This is a genomic window from Halomonas dongshanensis (assembly GCF_024790395.1).
In the GTDB taxonomy this organism is placed as follows: Bacteria; Pseudomonadota; Gammaproteobacteria; order Pseudomonadales; family Halomonadaceae; genus Vreelandella; species Vreelandella dongshanensis.
This window is the reverse complement of record NZ_JAJISC010000005.1, coordinates 1-18381: the sequence shown is the minus strand read 5'-3', so window position 1 is coordinate 18381 and position 18381 is coordinate 1. Positions and strand designations below refer to the sequence as shown.

The window sequence follows — 18381 nt, the reverse complement described above, 5'->3', positions numbered from 1 at the left end:
CGAGGCTCCAAATTGGCAAAACGCAGGAGCCTACACCGATTGCCGCCGGGGCTCCAGCCCCAGCGGCACGTTCAGGATTCAAAACAGCGCAGAAACGGAGGCTTAGCCGCGCTGGTAGACGCCTACCAAGCGGTTCATACCTAAAAGATGCGGTTCGAGTTCGGTCAAAAGCTCGGGCAAGCTAAGCCCTTCGGGCAGTGACGTTTGATGATCCAGCGCCAGCACCCAGAAGTAGTAGAGATGATTGCCATGGCCTTCGGGCGGCATGGGGCCCATATAGCCGGTCTTGCCACCATCGTTTTTACCACTAGTGCCAACGGCGGTATTTTCGACCACCTCGAAGGTGTCACCGGGTAGGTTGTAGAGCGTCCAGTGAACGAACCCGTACATGCCGTTTTGCACCAGCGGTGCGTCGGGGTCGTGGCACACGATGGCGAATCCCTTGGTGCCCTCCGGGGCGTCGTGCCAAGCAAGCGCTGGCGAGACATTATCGCCCTCACCAGTATGCCTGGTCGGGATCACAGCTAACTGTTCGAAAGCAGGGCTTTTGACCTGCATGGAAGTAGGAACGAATGCCATAACGTAGTCTCCTTGGCGGTGGGTGAAAGAGAAAAGCCGAAGTCCTTGTCTAGCCGCCCGGCCCGATCGGCGGCGCAAGAGCATGTTGGTGGCGCCCCCACCACGCCTGAGCGATGGCCTGATTACTGGCATTGGCAGCGGGGTCGAGGGCGGGCTCGAGGCGCACGTAGTCGCTGCCCGTTTGCGCCATCAATACCGGATCCTGGGTCGCCAGCTGCAAGGCGTAGAGCACCAGCATCTTTTCGTAGTCGTCTTGGGTGGTGAGTCGCGCAAAGAGTAGCGGCACGGCGGGTGCGCCGATGGCTCCCAGTCGCTCGGCGGCGATGTAGCGCACCTGCGGCTGGGCAGGATTACCATAGCGGGCAACGAAGCGCCGATCGGCCAAGCGGCTCACGTAATAGGCCGCCTCCTCTTCGGGGCTGGTGAGATACGGCGGCACCCAGTCCTGGGCCTGCGCGCCCATGCTCACTGAAGGAGATGAAGGCGCAACAGCGGGAGACGAAGGCGTTGGCGCTGTGGCGGCAGTAGGACTCACTTGTGCCGCAGGCATTGAGGGCTGCCCCGCACAGCCTGCCAGAATAAGGGCGAGCAGCGTGAGCGCAGGCACGCCAAGCGCCTTTCGAGGCACTTTTGTCTGAGCGATTATCGGCGCCGCGCTCCCAGCGAAACCTTTGGGTGACGCGCTTGCCTGCATGTTGCATGTTTGCGCTTTTACGTTCGTCTTGCTCACGTCGTTCTGTCTCATCGATGGCGGATAGGGATAGCAATAGGGTTAACGTCTACATCTGCTTGCATTAGCGCGTTCACATAAACGCGTTGAAGAGTGTTCACTTACCGTGTTCGGACCAACGGCCGTCGCGCTTGAGCCGCTGTTTTACCCAGCGATCATACCCCACCCGTAGCCCTTGCTTGATGCCGGGTAGGCTGATCAACCATCCAAGCGGCGCACCCGGGGTATGCGCCAGCAGTAGGCGGTAGGCATCCATCCCTTCGCTGATGCGGCCCTGGGCATCTTTGACGTGTAGGGAGCGCAGCGCATCTTGTGGGTGAATACCGAGTGCGCGCAGCTCCTCGTGGTGCTGATTGAGGTCGCGCCACTCAACGCGCCGCGCCTGAGCGCCCGCCCAACGCTCGTAGCGGCGGCGGTCACGCCGACAGATCGGGCAAGCGGCATCGTAGTAAACGGTCAAGTGCGACATAGATCGGCCATGAGTAGCATACACGTGCCTACCAGTGTGGCACCGATGAGCCAAGCTGCAAGCAGCGCAGACCGCGCAATCGAAGACCCTAACAATAACGCCGACGCCTTTAGAGGCGTCGGCGTTATTGTGCCGCAAGGGGGGGGCTGCCCAGGAGGCGCCCCGTTAGCATTTACTTCAGGCGTTCGAACACGGTGGCAACGCCCTGCCCCATACCGATACACATGGTGGCAAGCCCCAGGGTAGTGTCTTGCTGGCGCATGACGTTGAGCAGCGTGGTACAGATGCGCGCACCCGAGCAGCCGAGCGGATGCCCCAGGGCAATCGCCCCACCGTTGAGGTTGACTTTGTCGTCCATGGCATCGAGCAGCCCCAGGTCCTTGAGCACCGGCAGGCTTTGGGCGGCAAAGGCTTCGTTGAGTTCGACCGTCTGAATGTCCTCGATGCCAAGCCCAGCGGCCTTGAGCGCTTTCTTCGTTGCAGGCACCGGGCCATAGCCCATGATCGAGGCATCGCAGCCCGCAATGCCGGTCGACAGCACCCGCGCGATGGGCGTCAAGCCCAGCGCCTGGGCACGCGCGTAGCTCATCACCGCCATCGCCGAAGCACCCACTGAGAGTGCCGAGGAGGTGCCGGCGCTCACGGTACCATTGCGCGGATCGAAGACGGGCTTGAGCTGGGCCATGGACTCAAGGCTGGCATCGGCGCGAATGACTTCGTCCTGCGCGATCAGCGCTTTGAAACCCTGGGCGTCGTGGCCTTCGATACCCACGATTTCGTTTTCGAAGTGCCCCTGGTCCTGGGCCGCCTGGGCGCGCTGGTGCGAGCGCACGCCAAACTTGTCCTGATCTTCGCGGCTAATGCCGTGCATCTTGCCCAGAAGCTCAGCGGTTAGCCCCATCATCATCGACGCCTTGGCGGCGTACTTACTCAGCGCCGGGTTGACGTCGACGCCGTGGGCCATGGGTACGTGCTCCATGTGTTCGACGCCACCGATGACGTAAAAATCGCCCATCCCCGCCTTGATGTTGGCCGCAGCGATGTGCAGTGCGCTCATCGACGAGCCGCACAGGCGGTTGACCGTCTGCGCCGGTACGCTGCGCGGAATGCCGGTCATAAGGGCAGCGTTACGAGCGATGTTCATCGCCTGCTCCAGCGTCTGGTTGACGCAGCCCCAGATCACGTCATCGACCTCGGCCGGGTCGAGATTGGCATTACGCTCGAACAGCGCCTGCATTACCGCAGCCGACAGGTTCTCGGCGCGCACGTGGCGAAAGCCACCGTTCTTGGCCTTGGCCATGGCGGTACGCACCCCGTCGACCACCACGATATCTCTTGGATTCAAGCTCATCTTCCCTATCTCCTTTTCGCACTGGCGTAGCACACAGGCATAGCACACGGGCTTAGCGCGGGCTTAAGCGTTGGCGTTCTGGGCGCTGGATGCATTGGCGGCGTAGAAGCGCTCGCCCTGCTCGGCCATGCGGCGCAGTTTATCGGTCGGCGCGTAGAGCGGGCCGAGCTCTTCGGCCAGACGGTCGGCGAGGGCCACGAACTCAGCGACGCCCATGGCGTCGATGTAGCGCAGCGCACCGCCACGGAAGGGCGGAAAGCCAATGCCATAGATCAGTGCCATATCGGCTTCGGCCGGGGTATCGACGATGCCATCTTCGAGCGCGCGCACGGTTTCGAGGCACAGCGGTACCATCATGCGCGCAATGACCTCGTCATCGCTGAACTCGCGATGCTCCTTGACCACCTCTTTGATCAGCGCATAGGCCTGCTCGTCGGTGACCTTCTTGGGTTTGCCTTTCTTGTCCTCTTCGTAGGCGTAGAAGCCCTTGGCATTTTTCTGGCCCAAACGGTCGTTGTCGTACATCACCTCAATGGCCGTTTTGGTGTCACGGGCCATGCGCTCGGGGAAGCCTTCGGCCATCACCTCGTTGGCGTGCACGGCAGTATCCATGCCGACGACGTCGAGCAGGTACGCCGGGCCCATGGGCCAGCCGAACTTCTCCATCACCTTATCGACTTTCTGGAAATCAGCCCCCTGCTCGACCAGGAAGCTAAAGCCGCCAAAGTAGGGAAAGAGCACGCGGTTGACCAAGAAACCTGGGCAGTCGTTGACCACGATGGGTGTCTTGCCCATGGCGCGGGCGTAGGCGACGGTCGCCGCCACGGCGGCATCGGAGGTTTTCTCACCGCGAATCACCTCGACCAGCGGCATGCGGTGAACGGGGTTGAAGAAGTGCATACCGCAGAAGTTGTGCGGACGCTTGAGATTCTGCGCCAACCGGTCGATGGAAATGGTCGAGGTATTGGAGGCGAGGATCGTCTCTTCGCCGACCTGCCCTTCTACCTCGGTGAGTACGGCATCTTTCACCTTGGGATTCTCGACCACGGCTTCGACGACGAGATCGACGTGACCAAAATCACCGTAAGAGAGCGTCGGGCGAATGTTGCTCAGCTTTTCGGCCATCTCGGCGCTGGTCAGCTTGCCGCGCTCGACCTGCTTGGCAAAGAGCTTGCGCGCCTCTTTGAGGCCAAGCTCGATGGCATCGGCCTTGATATCCTTCATCACGATCGGTGTGCCCTTGGAAGCACTCTGATAGGCGATACCACCACCCATGATGCCCGCCCCCAGAACCGCTGTCTGCTTGACCGCCTGGGCCTGCTTTTCGTACTTGCTGGCCTTTTTCTTGATTACTTGGTCGTTGAGGAAGAGCCCCACCAAGTTGAAGGCGACGTCGCTCAGCGCCATCTTCGCAAAGGTGGCAGCTTCGATCTGTTGGGCGCGTTCGCGCTGTTCGCCCGCCCCTTTCTGGATCACCTTGATCGCTTCCACCGGCGCCGGGTAGTGCGGTCCGGCTTTACCGGCGACGAAGCCCTTGGCGGTCTCGAAGGCCATCATCTGCTCGATGGGGTTGAGCTTGAGCGGGCCTTTCTTGTCGGCGCGACGCTTTTGGTAGTCGAGTTCGCCGCGCTGGGCACGGGCAAGAATATCCAACGCGCCCGCTTCGAGCTGCTCAAGCGGCAGCACGGCGTCTACCGCCCCCATCTTCAAGGCGGCGTCGGCACGATTTTCGCTGCCCCCGGCGATCCACTCGATGGCGTTATCGGCGCCGATCAGCCGCGGCAAGCGCACGCAGCCACCCCAGCCGGGAATGATGCCGAGTTTGGTTTCGGGCAGGCCGATCTTGGCGCGCTCGGCCATGACCCGAAAGTCAGTGGTGAGCGGCAACTCGCAGCCACCGCCAAGCGCCAGGCCGTTTATCGCAGTAACGGTGGGGAACGGCAAATCTTCGATGGCGTTGAAGATGGCGTGCACCCGCTGGTTCATCTCGACCAGATAATCTTCGCCTTTATCGAAGAGCGCGTGGAATTCGGTGATATCGGCGCCGACGATGAAAACGTCCTTGGCGCTTTGGATCATTAGCCCGCCAAGATCGCTTTCAAAGCGAATGGCCTTGACGGCATCGTCGAGCTCGGCAACGACCTGACTCGACAGCTTGTTGATCGATTCGCCCTGCAAATCGAAGGTGAGAACCGCAATAACGTTGCCATCGGGGACATCACGTCGAGCCACCGTGATGGCGTTGCCTTGATAGATCATTCGCGCTACTCCAGTCAGTGAGGCGAGAATCGGCGCTTCGAACCCGCATCGAGGCTCGAAGCACTTTCATACGGCCGTTTGATCGCCTTAGCTTGGTGGAGATGCCCCATGGCGTCAAGCCTATACTTTCGGCCCATAGCCTGGGTAATGACGGGGCATTTACTCCACCGACGTGCGGCTGCCAAGACGTATCGCTGCTGTTAGGATAGTCGTCTTCTTGGCAGGCAATGGTCAATCATGGGTTCTTTACTCACAGCGCAGCGCTTGGCGCGCCTGCAAGGTCTTCTCGAGCGCGTCATTGCGCGCATCAAACCCTGGAGCTGGCTATGGCCGCCGGTGGCCTTCGGGGCCGGGCTCGGCAGCTTCTTTTTGGTCGACCGCCAGCAGTGGCTAGGCGCAGCCTTGGCACTCGGGCTCGTCGCTGCTTGGGTGCTGCTGCTCTCGGAAAGCCTGATTGCACGCTGGCTGGATGCGCGCGGCTACCCGACACTGTCGCGCGGCGTTACGGTCTTCTTTGCGCAGATGATCCACCAGGAGACTCTCTTTTTTACCCTTCCCTTCGTCCTCGCTACCACGGTGTGGAACAGCGGCCAAACGCTGTTCGCCCTCATGGTGGTCGGCATGGCGATCGTCTCGATCATCGACCCCCTCTACTATCGCATCGCCAACCGCTGGCGCAGTCTCTACTACCTGTTTCACGCTCAGTGCGTATTTCTGGTGGTGCTGGTCATTCTGCCCATCATGCTGCATCTCACCACTACCGAGAGCTTGAAAATCGCGTTGGTCGTCACGCTGCTAACGGCACTGCCTAGCGGCTGGCATCTACTGCGCCAGCCCTCGGTGCTGCGGTGGAGCGCTTTTTTGGTGATGACGCTGCTGTTCTCGGGAGCGGCTTGGCTTGGGCGCATCTGGGTACCTCCGGCAAGCGTGTGGATGACCGCCAGCGCCCTGTCACCCTCGCTGGATATACAGCAGCGCACGCCGCGCGGTGATCTGGCGCTGACCCCCGAGGCGCTGCGCGAACAAGGGATTTATGTCTATACCGCCATCCGCGCCCCGCGTGGTTTGAGCGAAACCATTGAGCACGTGTGGTATCACCAGGGTCAGCGCCTGGATCGGGTAGCGTTGAACATTCAAGGAGGAAGCGAAGCGGGCTATCGCGCCTGGAGCCACAAGCAGAATTTCCCCGCACATCCCGAAGGCGACTGGCGCATCGATATCATGACCGAGGGGGGACAGCGCATCGGGCTAATCCGCTTTCATGTCGATGCCGACCCTGAGCGCGCCTCCACCGCCGACAGCCGCATTCAGCCTGCAGGGCTAAGCCGTTTCAATCTGCGCCGCTTCATTCCTGGCGCCAGCAGTGAGACGAATAGCTAAACAAACCCTGCGTTTAGACGTGCCATCGGAACCTTAGCCTGCGCTCGGTTGTCGCAGTAACTTGCATTCAACCATTCAGCTAATGACAATTCACCAACTCACTTTTATTGGTAATTGATGCTTATGGCCTCATCGATTGGTTTTCGTCTGGCAAGATTGCCGCACCTTTGGCGCTCGATTCTGGACCGACGTCTGGCACCGCTGGAACTGACCCAAACCCGTTGGGTCACGCTGTACCATATTTGGCGCGCAGGCGACGGCCAGCCACAGTGCGACTTGGCGCGCGCCATTGGCGTCGAAGCGCCTTCGCTGGTGCGTACTCTGGGTCAGCTCGAAGAACAGGGGCTGGTCGAACGGCGCACCTGCGAAAACGACCGCCGCAGCAAGCGCGTTCACCTGACGCCAGCCGCCATGCCGCTGCTCGAACAGATCGACAGCGTTGCCCAACAGGCGCGCGAAGAACTGCTCGTTGGCCTAACGCCAGAGAACATCGAACAGCTCGACGAGTGGCTTGGCATCATCGAAGCCAACGGCGTAGCCATTCAGGCCCGAGAACTCGAAGCTACTTCGACGCCCTAACCGCTGCTGTAGCAACACGACTGTGTTCGGCCTTTGATTGAGCCTCGTGCTCTTGACCTCATTTACTGGCACCGCTCAAGCGGTGCCAGTGGCGTTATCGAGCGTCACTCCCGTGCTGGCTAGTCGCGTTGGCATCCACGCGTGCGTTGAAGGGAATTGGTCGCTTGTCGGCGTAACCTTCCAAGGCGTCGCGTAGAGCCTCGAAATCAGCCAAATAGGTTGCGAAGCGCTCGCCGTTTTGCGACTCCCACCACCACAGACTGATGCTTTCTGGCGTCGACTCCAGCACCAGGGCGTCCTGGGGCAGCTTCTCGACGATACGCTTGAGGTGATAGGTCGCCTTATCGCTCAACGGCCGTAGTGGCGCTATACGCCAGCGCCAGCCCGCGTGATAGGGTTCGAGCGCGGCGCTGGCCTTGGCATCACGCACTAGCAGAAAAGTCGGCCCCGGCGTCTCGGCGGGGAAGAACCAGCGGTAGGTTGGCATGGTGCCCTTGAAGTGGTGCAGCGGCGGCGTGGTCTCTCTGATCGTAACGCCTTGACGGGTCAGCCGATCCCGCAGCGTCATCCGGCGCTTTTGCTGTGGACTAGGGCGCAGCCACAGCACCGGCGAGAGAATGAATAACAAAACGAAGACGATCACCAACCATTTCACCGTACTACCTCACCTTTAGCGTGGGGCTCCATCGGCGAGCCACCTTGACTTACGTTAAAAAAACGTCGACCTCATTACCTAAAAACAATGATCTACATCGTTGTGTCCTGACGGCGAGCGGCCTAAAGTAAGCTAGACACACAGGGTATCGCTTCACTTGTTCACTGCTTTCTCACCGCCGAGGAGATACGCCATGAGCTATCGCCATATTCTGGTCGCCGTTGACCTGACCAAAGACTCGCACAAGATTTTGGAGCGTGCGATCGCGATTGCCGAGCGCAACAACGGGGCCAAGATCTCCATCATGCACACGCTCGAACCGCTGGGCTTTGCCTATGGGGGCGATATCCCCATGGATTTGACCAGCATTCAGGACCAGCTCGACGATCACGCCAAAAAGCGTCTGGCCGAAATCGCCGCGCCGCACATTCTCGAAGCCGACCAGCACGTCGTTGTCGGCATGCCGGATACCGAAATTCACCGCTTTGCCGCCGACCATGACGTCGATTTGATCGTCGTTGGCTCGCACGGTCGCCATGGCTTCGCTCTACTGCTGGGCTCGACCTCGACCGGCGTTCTGCACGGCGCTCAATGCGACGTTCTCGCCGTGCGCGTCGGTAAAACCAGCGACGAGTAAACGACCCTCAAGGGCGCTGCCTTTTTGCCCTTTATCCAAGCCCTTTATCCAAGCAATTCATCGCCGGGGCGAGCAACGCTTGCCCCGGCGCTCTTTTATGTTCTTGCTTAGCCTTACAGCGCCTATTCGCCTGCAGCCATGGCTTCGAGCTCCATCCAGCGCTCCATGGCGTTTTCCAACTCACCCTGGACGACGCCGAGCGCTTCGAGCTTGGCCGTTACCACGGTCGACGGCTGCTGGTAGAAGGCAGGCTCGGCGATTTCCGCTTCGATTTCGGCTACTTTGGCCTCTAGTTTTTCGATCTCGGCGGGCAGGCCATCGAGTTCACGCTGAAGCTTATAGGAGAGTTTGACGCTCTTCTTGGCGCTTTCTGCCTTGGCCTGCGCTTCTTTGGGCTGCTCGCTGGACGCTGCAACCGCGCTCGTCTCCACCTGGGCAGCACGAGCACTTTTCGCCGCCACCGGCGCATCCCAGGGCGCAGGCGGTAGTTTGCCACCCTGGCGAACCCAGTCGCTGTAGCCACCGACGTACTCACGCACGCGCCCCTCGCCTTCGAAGGCCAGTACGCTAGTCACCACGTTGTCCATGAAGGTTCGGTCGTGCGACACCAGCAACAGCGTGCCATCGAAGTCGAGCAGTAGCTCTTCGAGAAGCTCGAGCGTCTCCATATCAAGATCGTTGGTTGGCTCATCGAGCACCAGCACGTTAGCAGGCTGGGTGAAGAGCTTGGCCAGCAAGAGGCGGTTGGACTCGCCGCCCGAAAGCGCCTTGACCGGCTGGCGTACGCGCTCGGGGGTAAACAGGAAATCCTGCAAATAGCTCATCACGTGGCGATCGCGCCCGCCGACCGAGACCCGGTCGGTGCCCTGAGCAACGTTATCGTAAACCGTCTTTTCCGGCTCGAGCCCCGCGCGCAGCTGGTCGAAGTAGGCTACCTGTAAATTGGTGCCCAACTTGACGCTGCCTTCACTGGGTTCGAGCTGACCCAGCATCAGCTTCAACAGCGTGGTCTTGCCCGCGCCGTTGCGCCCGAGCAGACCGATGCGGTCGCCGCGCTGCACGTCGAGGCTGAAGTCACGGATGATGGCGTCACCGGCAAAGCGCTGGGTGACGTTTTTAAGCTCGACCACGCGCTTGCCCGAGCGCTCGCCGCTATCGACGCTGAGATTGGCGGTACCTTGGCGCTCACGGCGCTGGCTGCGCTCGACGCGCAGCGCTTCGAGCGCGCGCACCCGCCCTTCGTTGCGGGTGCGCCGCGCCTTGATCCCTTGGCGAATCCAGGTCTCTTCCTGGGCTAGCTTTTTATCGAATTCGGCGTTTTCACGCGCTTCTACTTCGAGCTCGTGCTGCTTGCGCGCCTGATACTCGGTGTAGCGTCCGGGATAGCGCGAGAGCTTGCCGCGATCGAGCTCGAGAATGTTGGTGGCAAGCTTGGAGAGAAACGCACGGTCGTGGGTAATCAGCAACACCGCGCCCTGGAAGGCCAGCAGCTGCTCTTCGAGCCAGGCGATGGTATCGAGATCCAGGTGGTTGGTCGGCTCGTCGAGCAGCAGTAGGTCAGGCTCGGCGACCAGCGCGCGCGCCAGCGCAACGCGGCGACGCCAGCCACCCGAGAGCGCACTCATGGGCCGCTCAGGGGGCAAGCCTAGGCGCGTCATTACGACATCGATACGCTGGTGAAACGACCAGCCATCGATGGCCTCCAAGCGCGTCTGCAGCGTCGCCATGCGCTGCATATCGGGCTCGGGCGCGTTGATCAGATGCTGGTATTCGGAGAGCAGCTCGCCCGCTTCGGGAAGGCCCTGGGCGACCACATCGAAAATCGTCATGCCCGAGGCATCGGGAAGATCCTGCGCCAGCACGCCGATCTTGAGCCCTGGCGCACGCCAGAGCGTTCCGTCATCGGCCTGAATGTCACCGGCGATGAGCTTTAACAGCGTCGACTTACCGGTGCCGTTGCGCCCGACCAGCGCCAGCCGTTCGCCCTTTTCGATCGCAAGCTCCGCATGGTCGAGCAAGACATGCGTTCCGTAGGCAAGCTGTAGCTGTTCTAGTCTTAGCAGGGTCACACGGCATCCTCCTGATTGATTCGGCGCACAGTGTAACGCAAGCCCTGCGCGGCGACACGAGGAGATAGCCCCTATCGCGCATCACGCGCCGATGCCAGTCGCCGCGAGGCGCAGACTTCCGGTAGACTAGCCGCTTTTGCATACTGGCAAGGAGCTTACCGTGGCTGCCCCGCTCGACTCGCTTCCCGAAGCGCTGCGCTTTCACTCCCCTGCGGCCCTGGTGGATATCGGCGCCAATCTGACCCACGAAAGCTTCGCTGCGGATATGGAGGCGGTACTTGATCGCGCCCGTGCGGCCAACGTCACCACCTTCATCGTCACGGGGACCGATCTCGATCACGCCCGTCAAGCGGTGGCGCTGGCTGACGCGCATCCAGGGCTCTACGCGACCGCGGGGGTCCACCCGCACGATGCCAGCCAATGGTCGTCGTCTCTGGCCACCGAGATGGCCGCACTCTACCAACACGATAAGGTCGTTGCGGTGGGCGAATGCGGGCTCGACTTCAACCGCAACTACGCCACGCCCACCGAGCAGGAGCGCGCCTTCGAAGCGCAGCTGACGCTGGCCGCAGAGCATGGACTTCCGCTTTTTCTCCACGAGCGCGATGCCAGCAAGCGCATGCGTGAGATACTCGCTAGCTGGCGCGATAGCCTCAGCGATGCGGTGATTCACTGCTTCACCGCCGATAAAACCGCGCTCTACGCCTATCTCGATCTGGATCTGCACATCGGCCTCACCGGCTGGATCTGCGATGAGCGCCGCGGCCATCACCTGCGCGAGCTGGTTAGCAGCATTGCCCTCGACCGCTTGATGATCGAAACCGACTGCCCATACCTGCTACCGCGTAACTTACCCGCTAAGCTCAAGGGAAGGCGCCATGAACCAGCGCTGCTGCCTTGGATCAATGCAGAAATCGCACGCTGGTACGGTATCGACGCCGACGAGCTGGGCCGGGCCACCACGGCCACCGCCCAGCGTTTTTTCCGCCTGCCCGCTGCTTCCTAAAGGAGTCTGGACGTGTCTACCTACCCTGGCTTCATCGCCATCGAAACCGGCGACGACGACGGTCTGCCGCTGGCCATTGCCTGGTCGCTACCCGATGGTCGCGTCAAGCACACCCTGATCCAGCCCGACGACAGCTGGATCGACGATGACAGCAACGTCATGGGGCAATACACCATCGAAGAGTTGGAGAGCCTAGGAGTGAGCCCGCTCGACGTCATCCGCGAGCTGGAAAACGATCACTTCTCGGCCACGCTCTACACCAACGGCCACGGCGACGACGAAGCGGCGCTGACGCGCCTGTTCGATACCTACGGGCTCGACCCCTTCGTCGAGCTGGCCCCGGCCGAGGCGCTCTACCCGGATCTGGATGACTGGCATCGCCAGCGCAGCGAACTATTCAACGAAATGGGCCTGGAGCCGATGCGCCCAGAAGACGAAATCCAGGTCATGCTGTCGCTGCACCAGCGCCTCAGCGACGATAGCTGAACTCTTTTCTCACGAATGCCGTTCGGCGGCATCGAGCCGTTGGCGGCCCTGAGTGATTGCATCCGCTAAAGAGGCGCCATCTAGATAAAACGCCGCCAATGCCGCCACGAGCGCTCCGGCACGCAGCGGCAATCCCTCCTCGACATAACGCTCGGCGCGCTGCTGCACCTTAGCGGCAAAGCCGCCGCGATCGACCTCGGCTTCACCGCCGAGGTTGTCAACGCTGACGTGAAAAGTGCGCCCGCACGCCTGCGTCAACAGTGATTCCAGCGCCTGCGGCGCCACCTCCACCGCTTCGAAGGCGCTTTGCTGAACGGCATCGCGCCCGTCGGGCTCGTACCAGTAGCCGTAATCCTCCAGCATCCGTCGCTTGGCCCCCGCGATGCACCAGTGGCTGATTTCGTGCAGGGCACTGGCATAGAAGCCGTGGGCAAAGATCACCTGATGATAGGGTGTTTGGGCGTCGGCAGGTCGATATAGCGGCTCGTCGGCGCCGCGTATCAGGCGAGTCTGATAGGTGTCGGCAAAAAGGCCGTCGAACAGGGCGATGATGTCGGCGAGCTGCCAGCGTTGGTCTTGATCCACAAGGGTCTCTGAGTCGGTCAAAAGCGGCTAGTATAACCGCGATAGCAGACGGCCTGAATCATCGCCTCGGGCGAGGCGGGTAAAACGCCGGCCATCCTGCTATGATCGCGCCCCTTTCGATAGCGGTTAACCGGGCCGGTACGCGCTTACCCTGTGAGCACGGTGGCCGATGATGATTCAGGAGCATACGTTGGGCGGTTTCGTCGATAACTTCAAGCGCGTCTACTGGCCAGAGACGCGGGCGCTGGTCACCCTGGCCCTGCCGATTTGCGGTGCGCAGCTGGCCCAAGCGGGTATGGGCGTGACCGACGTCATGATGACTGGGCGTCAAAACGCCACCTCACTGGCAGCCGTTTCCGTAGGCACGAGCCTTTGGGCGCCGCTAATGCTGTTCATGACCGGCACCCTGATGGGGCTAACGCCGATCGTGGCGCATCTGCTCGGCGGCCAACGTCACAGAGAGATTCCCGGCGCGGTGCACCAGGCGCTCTGGCTGGCGCTGCTCTTGGGCGCGGTCGCAGCCTGGCTCTTGCACACGGCGGTCATGCCGATCTTCGAGCTAATGCAGGTGCCCGTTCACGTCGCCCGTGAGTCGGCGGCATACCTCGCGGCGGTGGCCTTTGGTCTTCCCGGCGTTGCGCTCTTTCAGGCGCTGCGCGCCTTCTCTGACGGTATGAACCATACGCGCCCGGCGCTGTGGATCAGCCTGATCGGACTCGGGGTGAACATTCCGGCCAACTACCTGCTGATTTACGGCGGTGATGGACTGGTTGCGCTTCTGGGAAGTGGCGTGCCCGAAGCGCTGCAGACGCTTCCTGCACTCGGCGCCTTGGGCTGTGGCATCGCCACCGCCGCCTCGATGTGGACCATGGCCTTGGCGATGCTGCTCTATACGCGAGTGGGAGCGGCCTACCGCAATATTACGCTCTGGCAGCGGTTCGTTCGGCCGCGCTGGCAGGGCATTCGTGAGCTAATCGTCGTGGGCATGCCGATCGGCGTGGCCATTTTCGTCGAGGTCACGCTATTCACGCTGATTGCGCTGTTCATCGCAAGCTTTGGTGAGATCACCGTCGGCGCGCACCAGATCGCGCTAAGCTTTACATCGATTCTGTTCATGCTACCGCTGTCGCTGAGCATGGCGCTGACCGTGCGCGTGGGTAATACGCTCGGCCAACGCCGTTTCGATATAGCAAAGCGAGTCGCTTGGAACGGCGTCGTGGTGAGTATCGTCGTAGCGGCGTTCAATAGCCTCTTGCTGTGGAGTCTGGCCAAGCCGGTGCTGGCCCTCTATACCGCCAACCCCGATATCCAGGCGCTGGCGCTGTCGATCATTCTTATTGCGGTGATCTTCCAGCTCTCCGATTCGCTGCAGGCCAATTTGGCCGGCGCCCTGCGTGGCTACAAGGATACACGAATCGTCATGATCATCACCGTGCTCTCCTACTGGCTCGTCGGCCTGGGAGGCGGCCACTGGCTGGGCACGCAGCCACTCTGGGGGCGCGAAGAGGCGCTCGGCATCCACGGCTACTGGATCGGTCTGACCGCGGGGCTGAGCGTAGCCGCCCTACTCCTCGGCTGGCGGCTTTACGTCATCAGCCGTCGGCAAGCGCGTGCTTAGACACTGGCAACGGCGGTTAAATGGCGCCCTGTTGATGGCGGCGCTCGTCACGTTTGCCGGGTGCGGCAATGACGACGCCGAGCGCCCCTGGCAGCGTTACCACGCCGAGCTCGAGCGTGCGCTGGGCAAAGGCGCAATCACGTCCTCTACGCCGCCCAACATTGGCGCCTACCCTGAGCGCCAGGCGCGGCGCTTCACCATCGAGGAGACACGCGGCACGCTGCTTGGGGTCTACGCCCTGCGCGAGTGCCAGATCACCTCGTTAGTAGCCGCGCGCAACAATCAGCTAGGACGCGTTGCGCCACCTAGCCAGCAGTGGCTCTACGAGCGCGAACTGTGGCTGCGCCTGGACGTTTGCCAGCGCAGCGAGGTGCCTACGTCGCTCAGCGAAGAGAGCCAAGCGCGCTTGGCCGAGCTCACCCACATCAAGACCGAGCAGTTGCCCTACGTTGGCTGGAATACGCTGGTCGATTCGAGCGAATGGCGCTCGAGCTTCGCTCGCGCCAGTCACGCTCAGCCGCCGGATGCCTTCGCTGAGATCGAAGCGCCGCTCGCTGCACTCGACTATCTGGAGCAGATGCTTCGCCGCCAGTTCGACCCGCGCTGGGAGCAGGACTCTTCGACCCTTGAACACCACCTGCAAGTGCTACAGCGTCGGCCGCTCACGGCTGAGGTGCTGCGAACGCTGCTGCTCGCTCAGCAGCGCCTTAACGAGGCAACGACGTATCTTGATGCCAACTACGATGACAACGCAGCCTGCCTGCCGAGTTGGCAAACGGCGTGGCTGGACACACTTCAGGCTGACGCCGAGCGCTGGCTGCGCGCCGTCGAGGGCGCTCTTAGCGCTTCGCCCGTAACGCCACCCGCGGCCATGCGTGACTATCAACGACGCTGGCTCGCGTTGGACGAAGAGGAGGCGCCTTGGGCGCAGTTTCTCGCGGCACGACAGCAGCACGAGCAAGCGCGAGCACGCTTTCAGCCTTGCGATGAGGATTAAAAACGCCCCACCCCCTTAACCTCTTGGGTAACCTGTGCTATTGGTGAGATAAACGACAGTTGGTTAGGCAGACCTGTCGATATCGTGGCCACGCAGCATTTGGAGGGACTCATGGGCGCATCCTTGTCACCCCGCTCTGCCCAGGTCATCGATCTGGAAAGCGTTCGTCAGCGCCATCAGGCACAGCAACGCTTGGTTCGCCTGGCGCCTGAACTCGATGGAATGGAGATGGTGTATCAGTTGGCCTCCGACCCGGAGAGCTACTACGGTATGCCGATTTTGGCTTGGGGGCTACGCGGTCAGGACGAGATCGTGGCGCTTGTGCCTTGGATGGATACCCTCGCGGTGTGTCACGAGCTGCAGCAGTCCGAAAGCGGCCGCTTCGTTGGCTATCGCGATCCAGAAATCGACGATATCTGCACCCTACCCCCTGAGCATAAATATCAGGAGCTGCTCGCCGCCGCCGACTACTTCGAGTACGAGGAGGCAAGTGAGCCAACGCTGATCCAGCAGCTTCCCGATACGCTGGGTACCCACGCACTCTGCATGGATCACCCCGATCACCCTTGGCACCTCAAGCAGGTTCACGGCTGGCGGCTCTATAGCGATGGGCATATCGATGCCCTACTCGCCGATGAGACCAAGCCCTGCTTAACCCCTATTCTGCCTAGCGACGACTGCTTATATAGTGCTCAAACGCGCCATAAACTGGTTTACTTCTTCCAGCGCCATATCGCCAACCGAATCTTGGACGAGGACCCGGCCACGCTCGACGCGCTGGCACTTATGGTGATGCCAGAGCGTTGAGCTTTTAGCCAAGCGTTCAGGCCAGGCGGATGAGGTAAACGTGAGTGTCATCTTGGTGGCGCTCATCTAGAAGCGTATGGCCAAGAAACTGGCAGAACTTGGGCACGTCGCGCGTAGTGGCCGGATCGGTGGCCGTCACCTCGAGCACCTGCCCGGAAGCCATATCGCGCACCTTGTTGTGCATCATCATGATGGGCTCCGGGCAGTAGAGCCCGCTGGTGTCGAGGGTTGCATCGCTTGTGGGCAGAGTGTCGTTATCGTCGGCCATGTCTCGTCTCGTTTAGGACTCAAGGGTATAAATTAAGGGTATAGCATCATGCTCAACGTCATCATCGAACGGCGTATCATGCCAGGCCTCGAAGAGGAGTATGAAAACGCTGCACGCAGTGCCATGCACGCTTCGCTCGGCGTTAGCGGCTTCATCGGCGGCGAGACCTTGGTGGCGCTCGATCGCGCCGATCAGCGGCTGATGGTGACGCGGTGGCGCGATGAGCGCGCATGGAAAGCTTGGTACACAAGCGAGGCCCGCGCTATCGCCATGCAGCGTATTCTCCCCCTACTCTGCGAAGAAGAAACGGTCCGACTTTATCAGTCCGCGCGCTGAAAAACGCCTGCCCCTCTTTTCCAATATACGCTTTAGACGCTCGCTCAGTTCAGACACTCAGTCGAGCAGCCTAACGTGCACCGTGACCTCTTCGCGATCATGATAGAGGTGGCGACAGCGAAGGGTGGCGCGCACGCCCGCTTGCCCCAAAGAGGCTTCGAGTCGGCCCAGGCATTTGTTTACTTCTTCCCAACGCCGCTTCATGGGCAGTTTGAGATTGAAGATAGCCTCACGACACCAGCGCCGTTCGAGCCAGCGCTCCACCATGGCGGTTACGCGGATGGGCTTATCGACGATATCGCACACCAGCCAATCAAGGCGCTGGGGCGGCTCCCAAACGAAGCCGTCCTCTTTGAGATGCTCTACTTGGCCCGAGTCCATCAGTTGGCGGTCCATGGGCCCGTTATCGATGGCGTAGACGTAGATGCCTCGATGTACTAGCTGCCAGGTCCAGCCGCCGGGAGCAGCCCCTAAGTCGGCAGCTTGCATATGCGAGCCCAAGCGCTCCTCCCACTCATCGCGCGGGACGAACTCGTGCCAGGCCTCTTCCAGCTTCAGCGTCGAGTGGCTTGGGGCACGGCTGGGAAACTTGAGGCGGCGGATACCGTTGAGTAGCTCACTGCGGTTACCCGGGAAACTCATGGCCACATGCACGCACTCGCCCGAAGACCAGAAAAGGTGCAACCGACGCCCGCCCGCCTTGCGCCGCAGAGCGCCACTTTTCTTGAGTATGCTCGCCATGGGTTTGGCCAAGGCCTTGGTCAGTCCCGCCAGCGCCTTGCCATCGTTAGTATCAGGCACTTCGTGGACGATCTCCTCGAAGCTCCAGCCGCTCGCTTGAATGGCGCCGCGCAACGGTGTTAAACGGTCTTCACGTTCCAACACGAGCATAGGCAGCGCGATAAGGCTTTGCCGGGCAAAGATCAGCCTGTCGAAAGCCGCCTGTCGGTGCAACCCATTGATTGGCTCGCCATCTTGGCTTTCAAGGCTCACCCAGCCCTCGCCACGCTTGGGCACAGTAGCCATGCCATAGGCTTCGGCATGATGCTCGAGCTCTGCCAATGCATCGCTTTCAAAGCCCGGGCGACAGTACACCAACCACGTTGTAGGTTGCCCTTGCGCTAGCTTGTCGTTTCCCACCTTCCCCATGCCCCACCTTCATCTAATGTGCCGCTTTTTTCGGCTGCGATTTTCTGTGGGCGCATCATACCATCCTCCAACGGCAACCCAGTATGGCGCTTAAAGCTAAATCGCACCCACAGCAAAAACCCCGAGCACAGAGTACTCGGGGTTTTCTAATAAGTGCCTGACGATGACCTACTCTCGCATGGGGAGGCCCCACACTACCATCGGCGCTGAGCGGTTTCACTACTGAGTTCGGCATGGGATCAGGTGGTTCCCGAACGCTATGGTCGTCAGGCGTAACTGGTAACGTCTATCATGCTGACACGTGATCGTCTCGCGTATCCGTCGTGTTCTTACCCCTCGACCCCTTGGGTGTTATAGGGTCAAGCCTCACGGGCCATTAGTACACGTTAGCTCAACGCCTTGCAGCGCTTCCACACCGTGC

19 protein-coding genes and 1 rRNA gene are annotated in these 18381 nt (G+C 61.1%); 9 read left to right on the top strand and 11 right to left on the bottom strand.

All coding sequences use genetic code 11. The features are described 5' to 3' along the window. Nucleotides 1-102: 102 nt before the first annotated feature. The 5 genes from LLY24_RS11265 to fadB all read right to left on the bottom strand — a co-directional run bounded on the left by LLY24_RS11265 (nucleotide 103) and on the right by fadB (nucleotide 5388). Complete coding sequence (locus LLY24_RS11265) at nucleotides 103-579, bottom strand: YbhB/YbcL family Raf kinase inhibitor-like protein (protein ID WP_259036395.1); 477 nt, start codon at nucleotides 577-579, stop codon at nucleotides 103-105. A gap of 49 nt (nucleotides 580-628) precedes the next feature. Beyond that, a complete protein-coding gene (locus LLY24_RS11260) occupies nucleotides 629-1186 on the bottom strand; it encodes a hypothetical protein (protein WP_259036394.1) in 558 nt (185 codons plus the stop codon). A gap of 220 nt (nucleotides 1187-1406) precedes the next feature. Next, the gene (locus LLY24_RS11255; RefSeq protein ID WP_259036393.1) at nucleotides 1407-1778 is read right to left on the bottom strand and encodes a thiol-disulfide oxidoreductase DCC family protein; all 372 of its coding nucleotides are present in this window, start codon (nucleotides 1776-1778) and stop codon (nucleotides 1407-1409) included. Nucleotides 1779-1950: 172 nt separating this feature from the next. Continuing rightward, nucleotides 1951-3129 (bottom strand): acetyl-CoA C-acyltransferase FadA, encoded by a 1179-nt coding sequence (gene fadA / locus LLY24_RS11250; protein ID WP_259036392.1) that lies wholly within the window; start codon nucleotides 3127-3129, stop codon nucleotides 1951-1953. A gap of 63 nt (nucleotides 3130-3192) precedes the next feature. After that, complete coding sequence (gene fadB, locus LLY24_RS11245) at nucleotides 3193-5388, bottom strand: fatty acid oxidation complex subunit alpha FadB (protein ID WP_259036391.1); 2196 nt, start codon at nucleotides 5386-5388, stop codon at nucleotides 3193-3195. Nucleotides 5389-5625: 237 nt separating this feature from the next. Between fadB and LLY24_RS11240 the strand changes: the two genes are divergently transcribed. Next, nucleotides 5626-6768, top strand: coding sequence for a DUF2914 domain-containing protein (locus LLY24_RS11240; RefSeq protein ID WP_259036390.1), 1143 nt, complete (start codon nucleotides 5626-5628; stop codon nucleotides 6766-6768). Between the two features lie 123 nt (nucleotides 6769-6891). Next, complete coding sequence (gene slyA, locus LLY24_RS11235) at nucleotides 6892-7347, top strand: transcriptional regulator SlyA (RefSeq protein ID WP_259036389.1); 456 nt, start codon at nucleotides 6892-6894, stop codon at nucleotides 7345-7347. A 94-nt stretch (nucleotides 7348-7441) separates the two neighbouring features. Here slyA and LLY24_RS11230 read toward each other — a convergent pair whose 3' ends face one another. Next, the gene (locus LLY24_RS11230) at nucleotides 7442-8002 is read right to left on the bottom strand and encodes a preprotein translocase subunit YajC (RefSeq protein WP_259036388.1); all 561 of its coding nucleotides are present in this window, start codon (nucleotides 8000-8002) and stop codon (nucleotides 7442-7444) included. 193 nt (nucleotides 8003-8195) lie between these two features. On the opposite strand from LLY24_RS11230, the gene LLY24_RS11225 reads away from it, so the two are divergent. After that, nucleotides 8196-8639, top strand: a complete 444-nt coding sequence (locus tag LLY24_RS11225) for a universal stress protein (protein ID WP_259036387.1) — start codon at nucleotides 8196-8198, stop codon at nucleotides 8637-8639. Nucleotides 8640-8761: 122 nt separating this feature from the next. On the opposite strand, the gene LLY24_RS11220 is transcribed toward LLY24_RS11225, so the two are convergent. Then, nucleotides 8762-10708 carry an ATP-binding cassette domain-containing protein gene (locus tag LLY24_RS11220; protein ID WP_259036386.1) on the bottom strand — a complete coding sequence of 649 codons (1947 nt, stop codon included), beginning with the start codon at nucleotides 10706-10708 and terminating at the stop codon, nucleotides 8762-8764. A gap of 160 nt (nucleotides 10709-10868) precedes the next feature. On the opposite strand from LLY24_RS11220, the gene LLY24_RS11215 reads away from it, so the two are divergent. Beyond that, entirely contained in the window at nucleotides 10869-11714 is an 846-nt protein-coding gene (locus LLY24_RS11215; RefSeq protein WP_259036385.1) for a TatD family hydrolase, read from the top strand. A gap of 12 nt (nucleotides 11715-11726) precedes the next feature. After that, nucleotides 11727-12200 carry a hypothetical protein gene (locus LLY24_RS11210; protein ID WP_259036384.1) on the top strand — a complete coding sequence of 158 codons (474 nt, stop codon included), beginning with the start codon at nucleotides 11727-11729 and terminating at the stop codon, nucleotides 12198-12200. Between the two features lie 9 nt (nucleotides 12201-12209). On the opposite strand, the gene LLY24_RS11205 is transcribed toward LLY24_RS11210, so the two are convergent. After that, nucleotides 12210-12785: an elongation factor P hydroxylase gene (locus tag LLY24_RS11205; RefSeq protein ID WP_259036383.1), complete on the bottom strand. Its 576-nt coding sequence runs from the start codon at nucleotides 12783-12785 to the stop codon at nucleotides 12210-12212. 172 nt (nucleotides 12786-12957) lie between these two features. Here LLY24_RS11205 and LLY24_RS11200 point away from each other — a divergent pair, with 172 nt between their 5' ends. The 3 genes from LLY24_RS11200 to LLY24_RS11190 all read left to right on the top strand — a co-directional run bounded on the left by LLY24_RS11200 (nucleotide 12958) and on the right by LLY24_RS11190 (nucleotide 16207). Then, nucleotides 12958-14403: an MATE family efflux transporter gene (locus tag LLY24_RS11200; protein ID WP_259036382.1), complete on the top strand. Its 1446-nt coding sequence runs from the start codon at nucleotides 12958-12960 to the stop codon at nucleotides 14401-14403. A 34-nt stretch (nucleotides 14404-14437) separates the two neighbouring features. Next, complete coding sequence (locus tag LLY24_RS11195) at nucleotides 14438-15400, top strand: DUF3080 domain-containing protein (protein WP_259036381.1); 963 nt, start codon at nucleotides 14438-14440, stop codon at nucleotides 15398-15400. A 111-nt stretch (nucleotides 15401-15511) separates the two neighbouring features. Next, the gene (locus tag LLY24_RS11190; RefSeq protein WP_259036380.1) at nucleotides 15512-16207 is read left to right on the top strand and encodes a hypothetical protein; all 696 of its coding nucleotides are present in this window, start codon (nucleotides 15512-15514) and stop codon (nucleotides 16205-16207) included. 16 nt (nucleotides 16208-16223) lie between these two features. On the opposite strand, the gene tusA is transcribed toward LLY24_RS11190, so the two are convergent. Next, nucleotides 16224-16475 carry a sulfurtransferase TusA gene (gene tusA / locus LLY24_RS11185; protein WP_259036379.1) on the bottom strand — a complete coding sequence of 84 codons (252 nt, stop codon included), beginning with the start codon at nucleotides 16473-16475 and terminating at the stop codon, nucleotides 16224-16226. A gap of 48 nt (nucleotides 16476-16523) precedes the next feature. Between tusA and LLY24_RS11180 the strand changes: the two genes are divergently transcribed. Then, nucleotides 16524-16811, top strand: a complete 288-nt coding sequence (locus tag LLY24_RS11180) for an antibiotic biosynthesis monooxygenase family protein (RefSeq protein WP_259036378.1) — start codon at nucleotides 16524-16526, stop codon at nucleotides 16809-16811. A gap of 57 nt (nucleotides 16812-16868) precedes the next feature. On the opposite strand, the gene rlmM is transcribed toward LLY24_RS11180, so the two are convergent. After that, nucleotides 16869-17960, bottom strand: coding sequence for a 23S rRNA (cytidine(2498)-2'-O)-methyltransferase RlmM (rlmM, locus tag LLY24_RS11175; RefSeq protein WP_259036377.1), 1092 nt, complete (start codon nucleotides 17958-17960; stop codon nucleotides 16869-16871). A gap of 155 nt (nucleotides 17961-18115) precedes the next feature. After that, a 5S ribosomal RNA gene (rrf, locus tag LLY24_RS11170) occupies nucleotides 18116-18231 on the bottom strand. Nucleotides 18232-18381 lie beyond the last annotated feature (150 nt).

Coding starts and splice junctions, on each gene's coding strand:
- LLY24_RS11255 (WP_259036393.1), bottom strand. CDS start 1,778: ATGTCGCACTTGACCGTTTACTACGATGCCGCTTGCCCGATCTGTCGG.
- LLY24_RS11200 (WP_259036382.1), top strand. CDS start 12,958: ATGATTCAGGAGCATACGTTGGGCGGTTTCGTCGATAACTTCAAGCGC.
- LLY24_RS11265 (WP_259036395.1), bottom strand. CDS start 579: ATGGCATTCGTTCCTACTTCCATGCAGGTCAAAAGCCCTGCTTTCGAA.
- LLY24_RS11225 (WP_259036387.1), top strand. CDS start 8,196: ATGAGCTATCGCCATATTCTGGTCGCCGTTGACCTGACCAAAGACTCG.
- tusA (WP_259036379.1), bottom strand. CDS start 16,475: ATGGCCGACGATAACGACACTCTGCCCACAAGCGATGCAACCCTCGAC.
- rlmM (WP_259036377.1), bottom strand. CDS start 17,960: ATGGGGAAGGTGGGAAACGACAAGCTAGCGCAAGGGCAACCTACAACG.
- LLY24_RS11195 (WP_259036381.1), top strand. CDS start 14,438: ATGGCGGCGCTCGTCACGTTTGCCGGGTGCGGCAATGACGACGCCGAG.
- LLY24_RS11180 (WP_259036378.1), top strand. CDS start 16,524: ATGCTCAACGTCATCATCGAACGGCGTATCATGCCAGGCCTCGAAGAG.
- fadB (WP_259036391.1), bottom strand. CDS start 5,388: ATGATCTATCAAGGCAACGCCATCACGGTGGCTCGACGTGATGTCCCC.
- slyA (WP_259036389.1), top strand. CDS start 6,892: ATGGCCTCATCGATTGGTTTTCGTCTGGCAAGATTGCCGCACCTTTGG.
- fadA (WP_259036392.1), bottom strand. CDS start 3,129: ATGAGCTTGAATCCAAGAGATATCGTGGTGGTCGACGGGGTGCGTACC.
- LLY24_RS11190 (WP_259036380.1), top strand. CDS start 15,512: ATGGGCGCATCCTTGTCACCCCGCTCTGCCCAGGTCATCGATCTGGAA.
- LLY24_RS11240 (WP_259036390.1), top strand. CDS start 5,626: ATGGGTTCTTTACTCACAGCGCAGCGCTTGGCGCGCCTGCAAGGTCTT.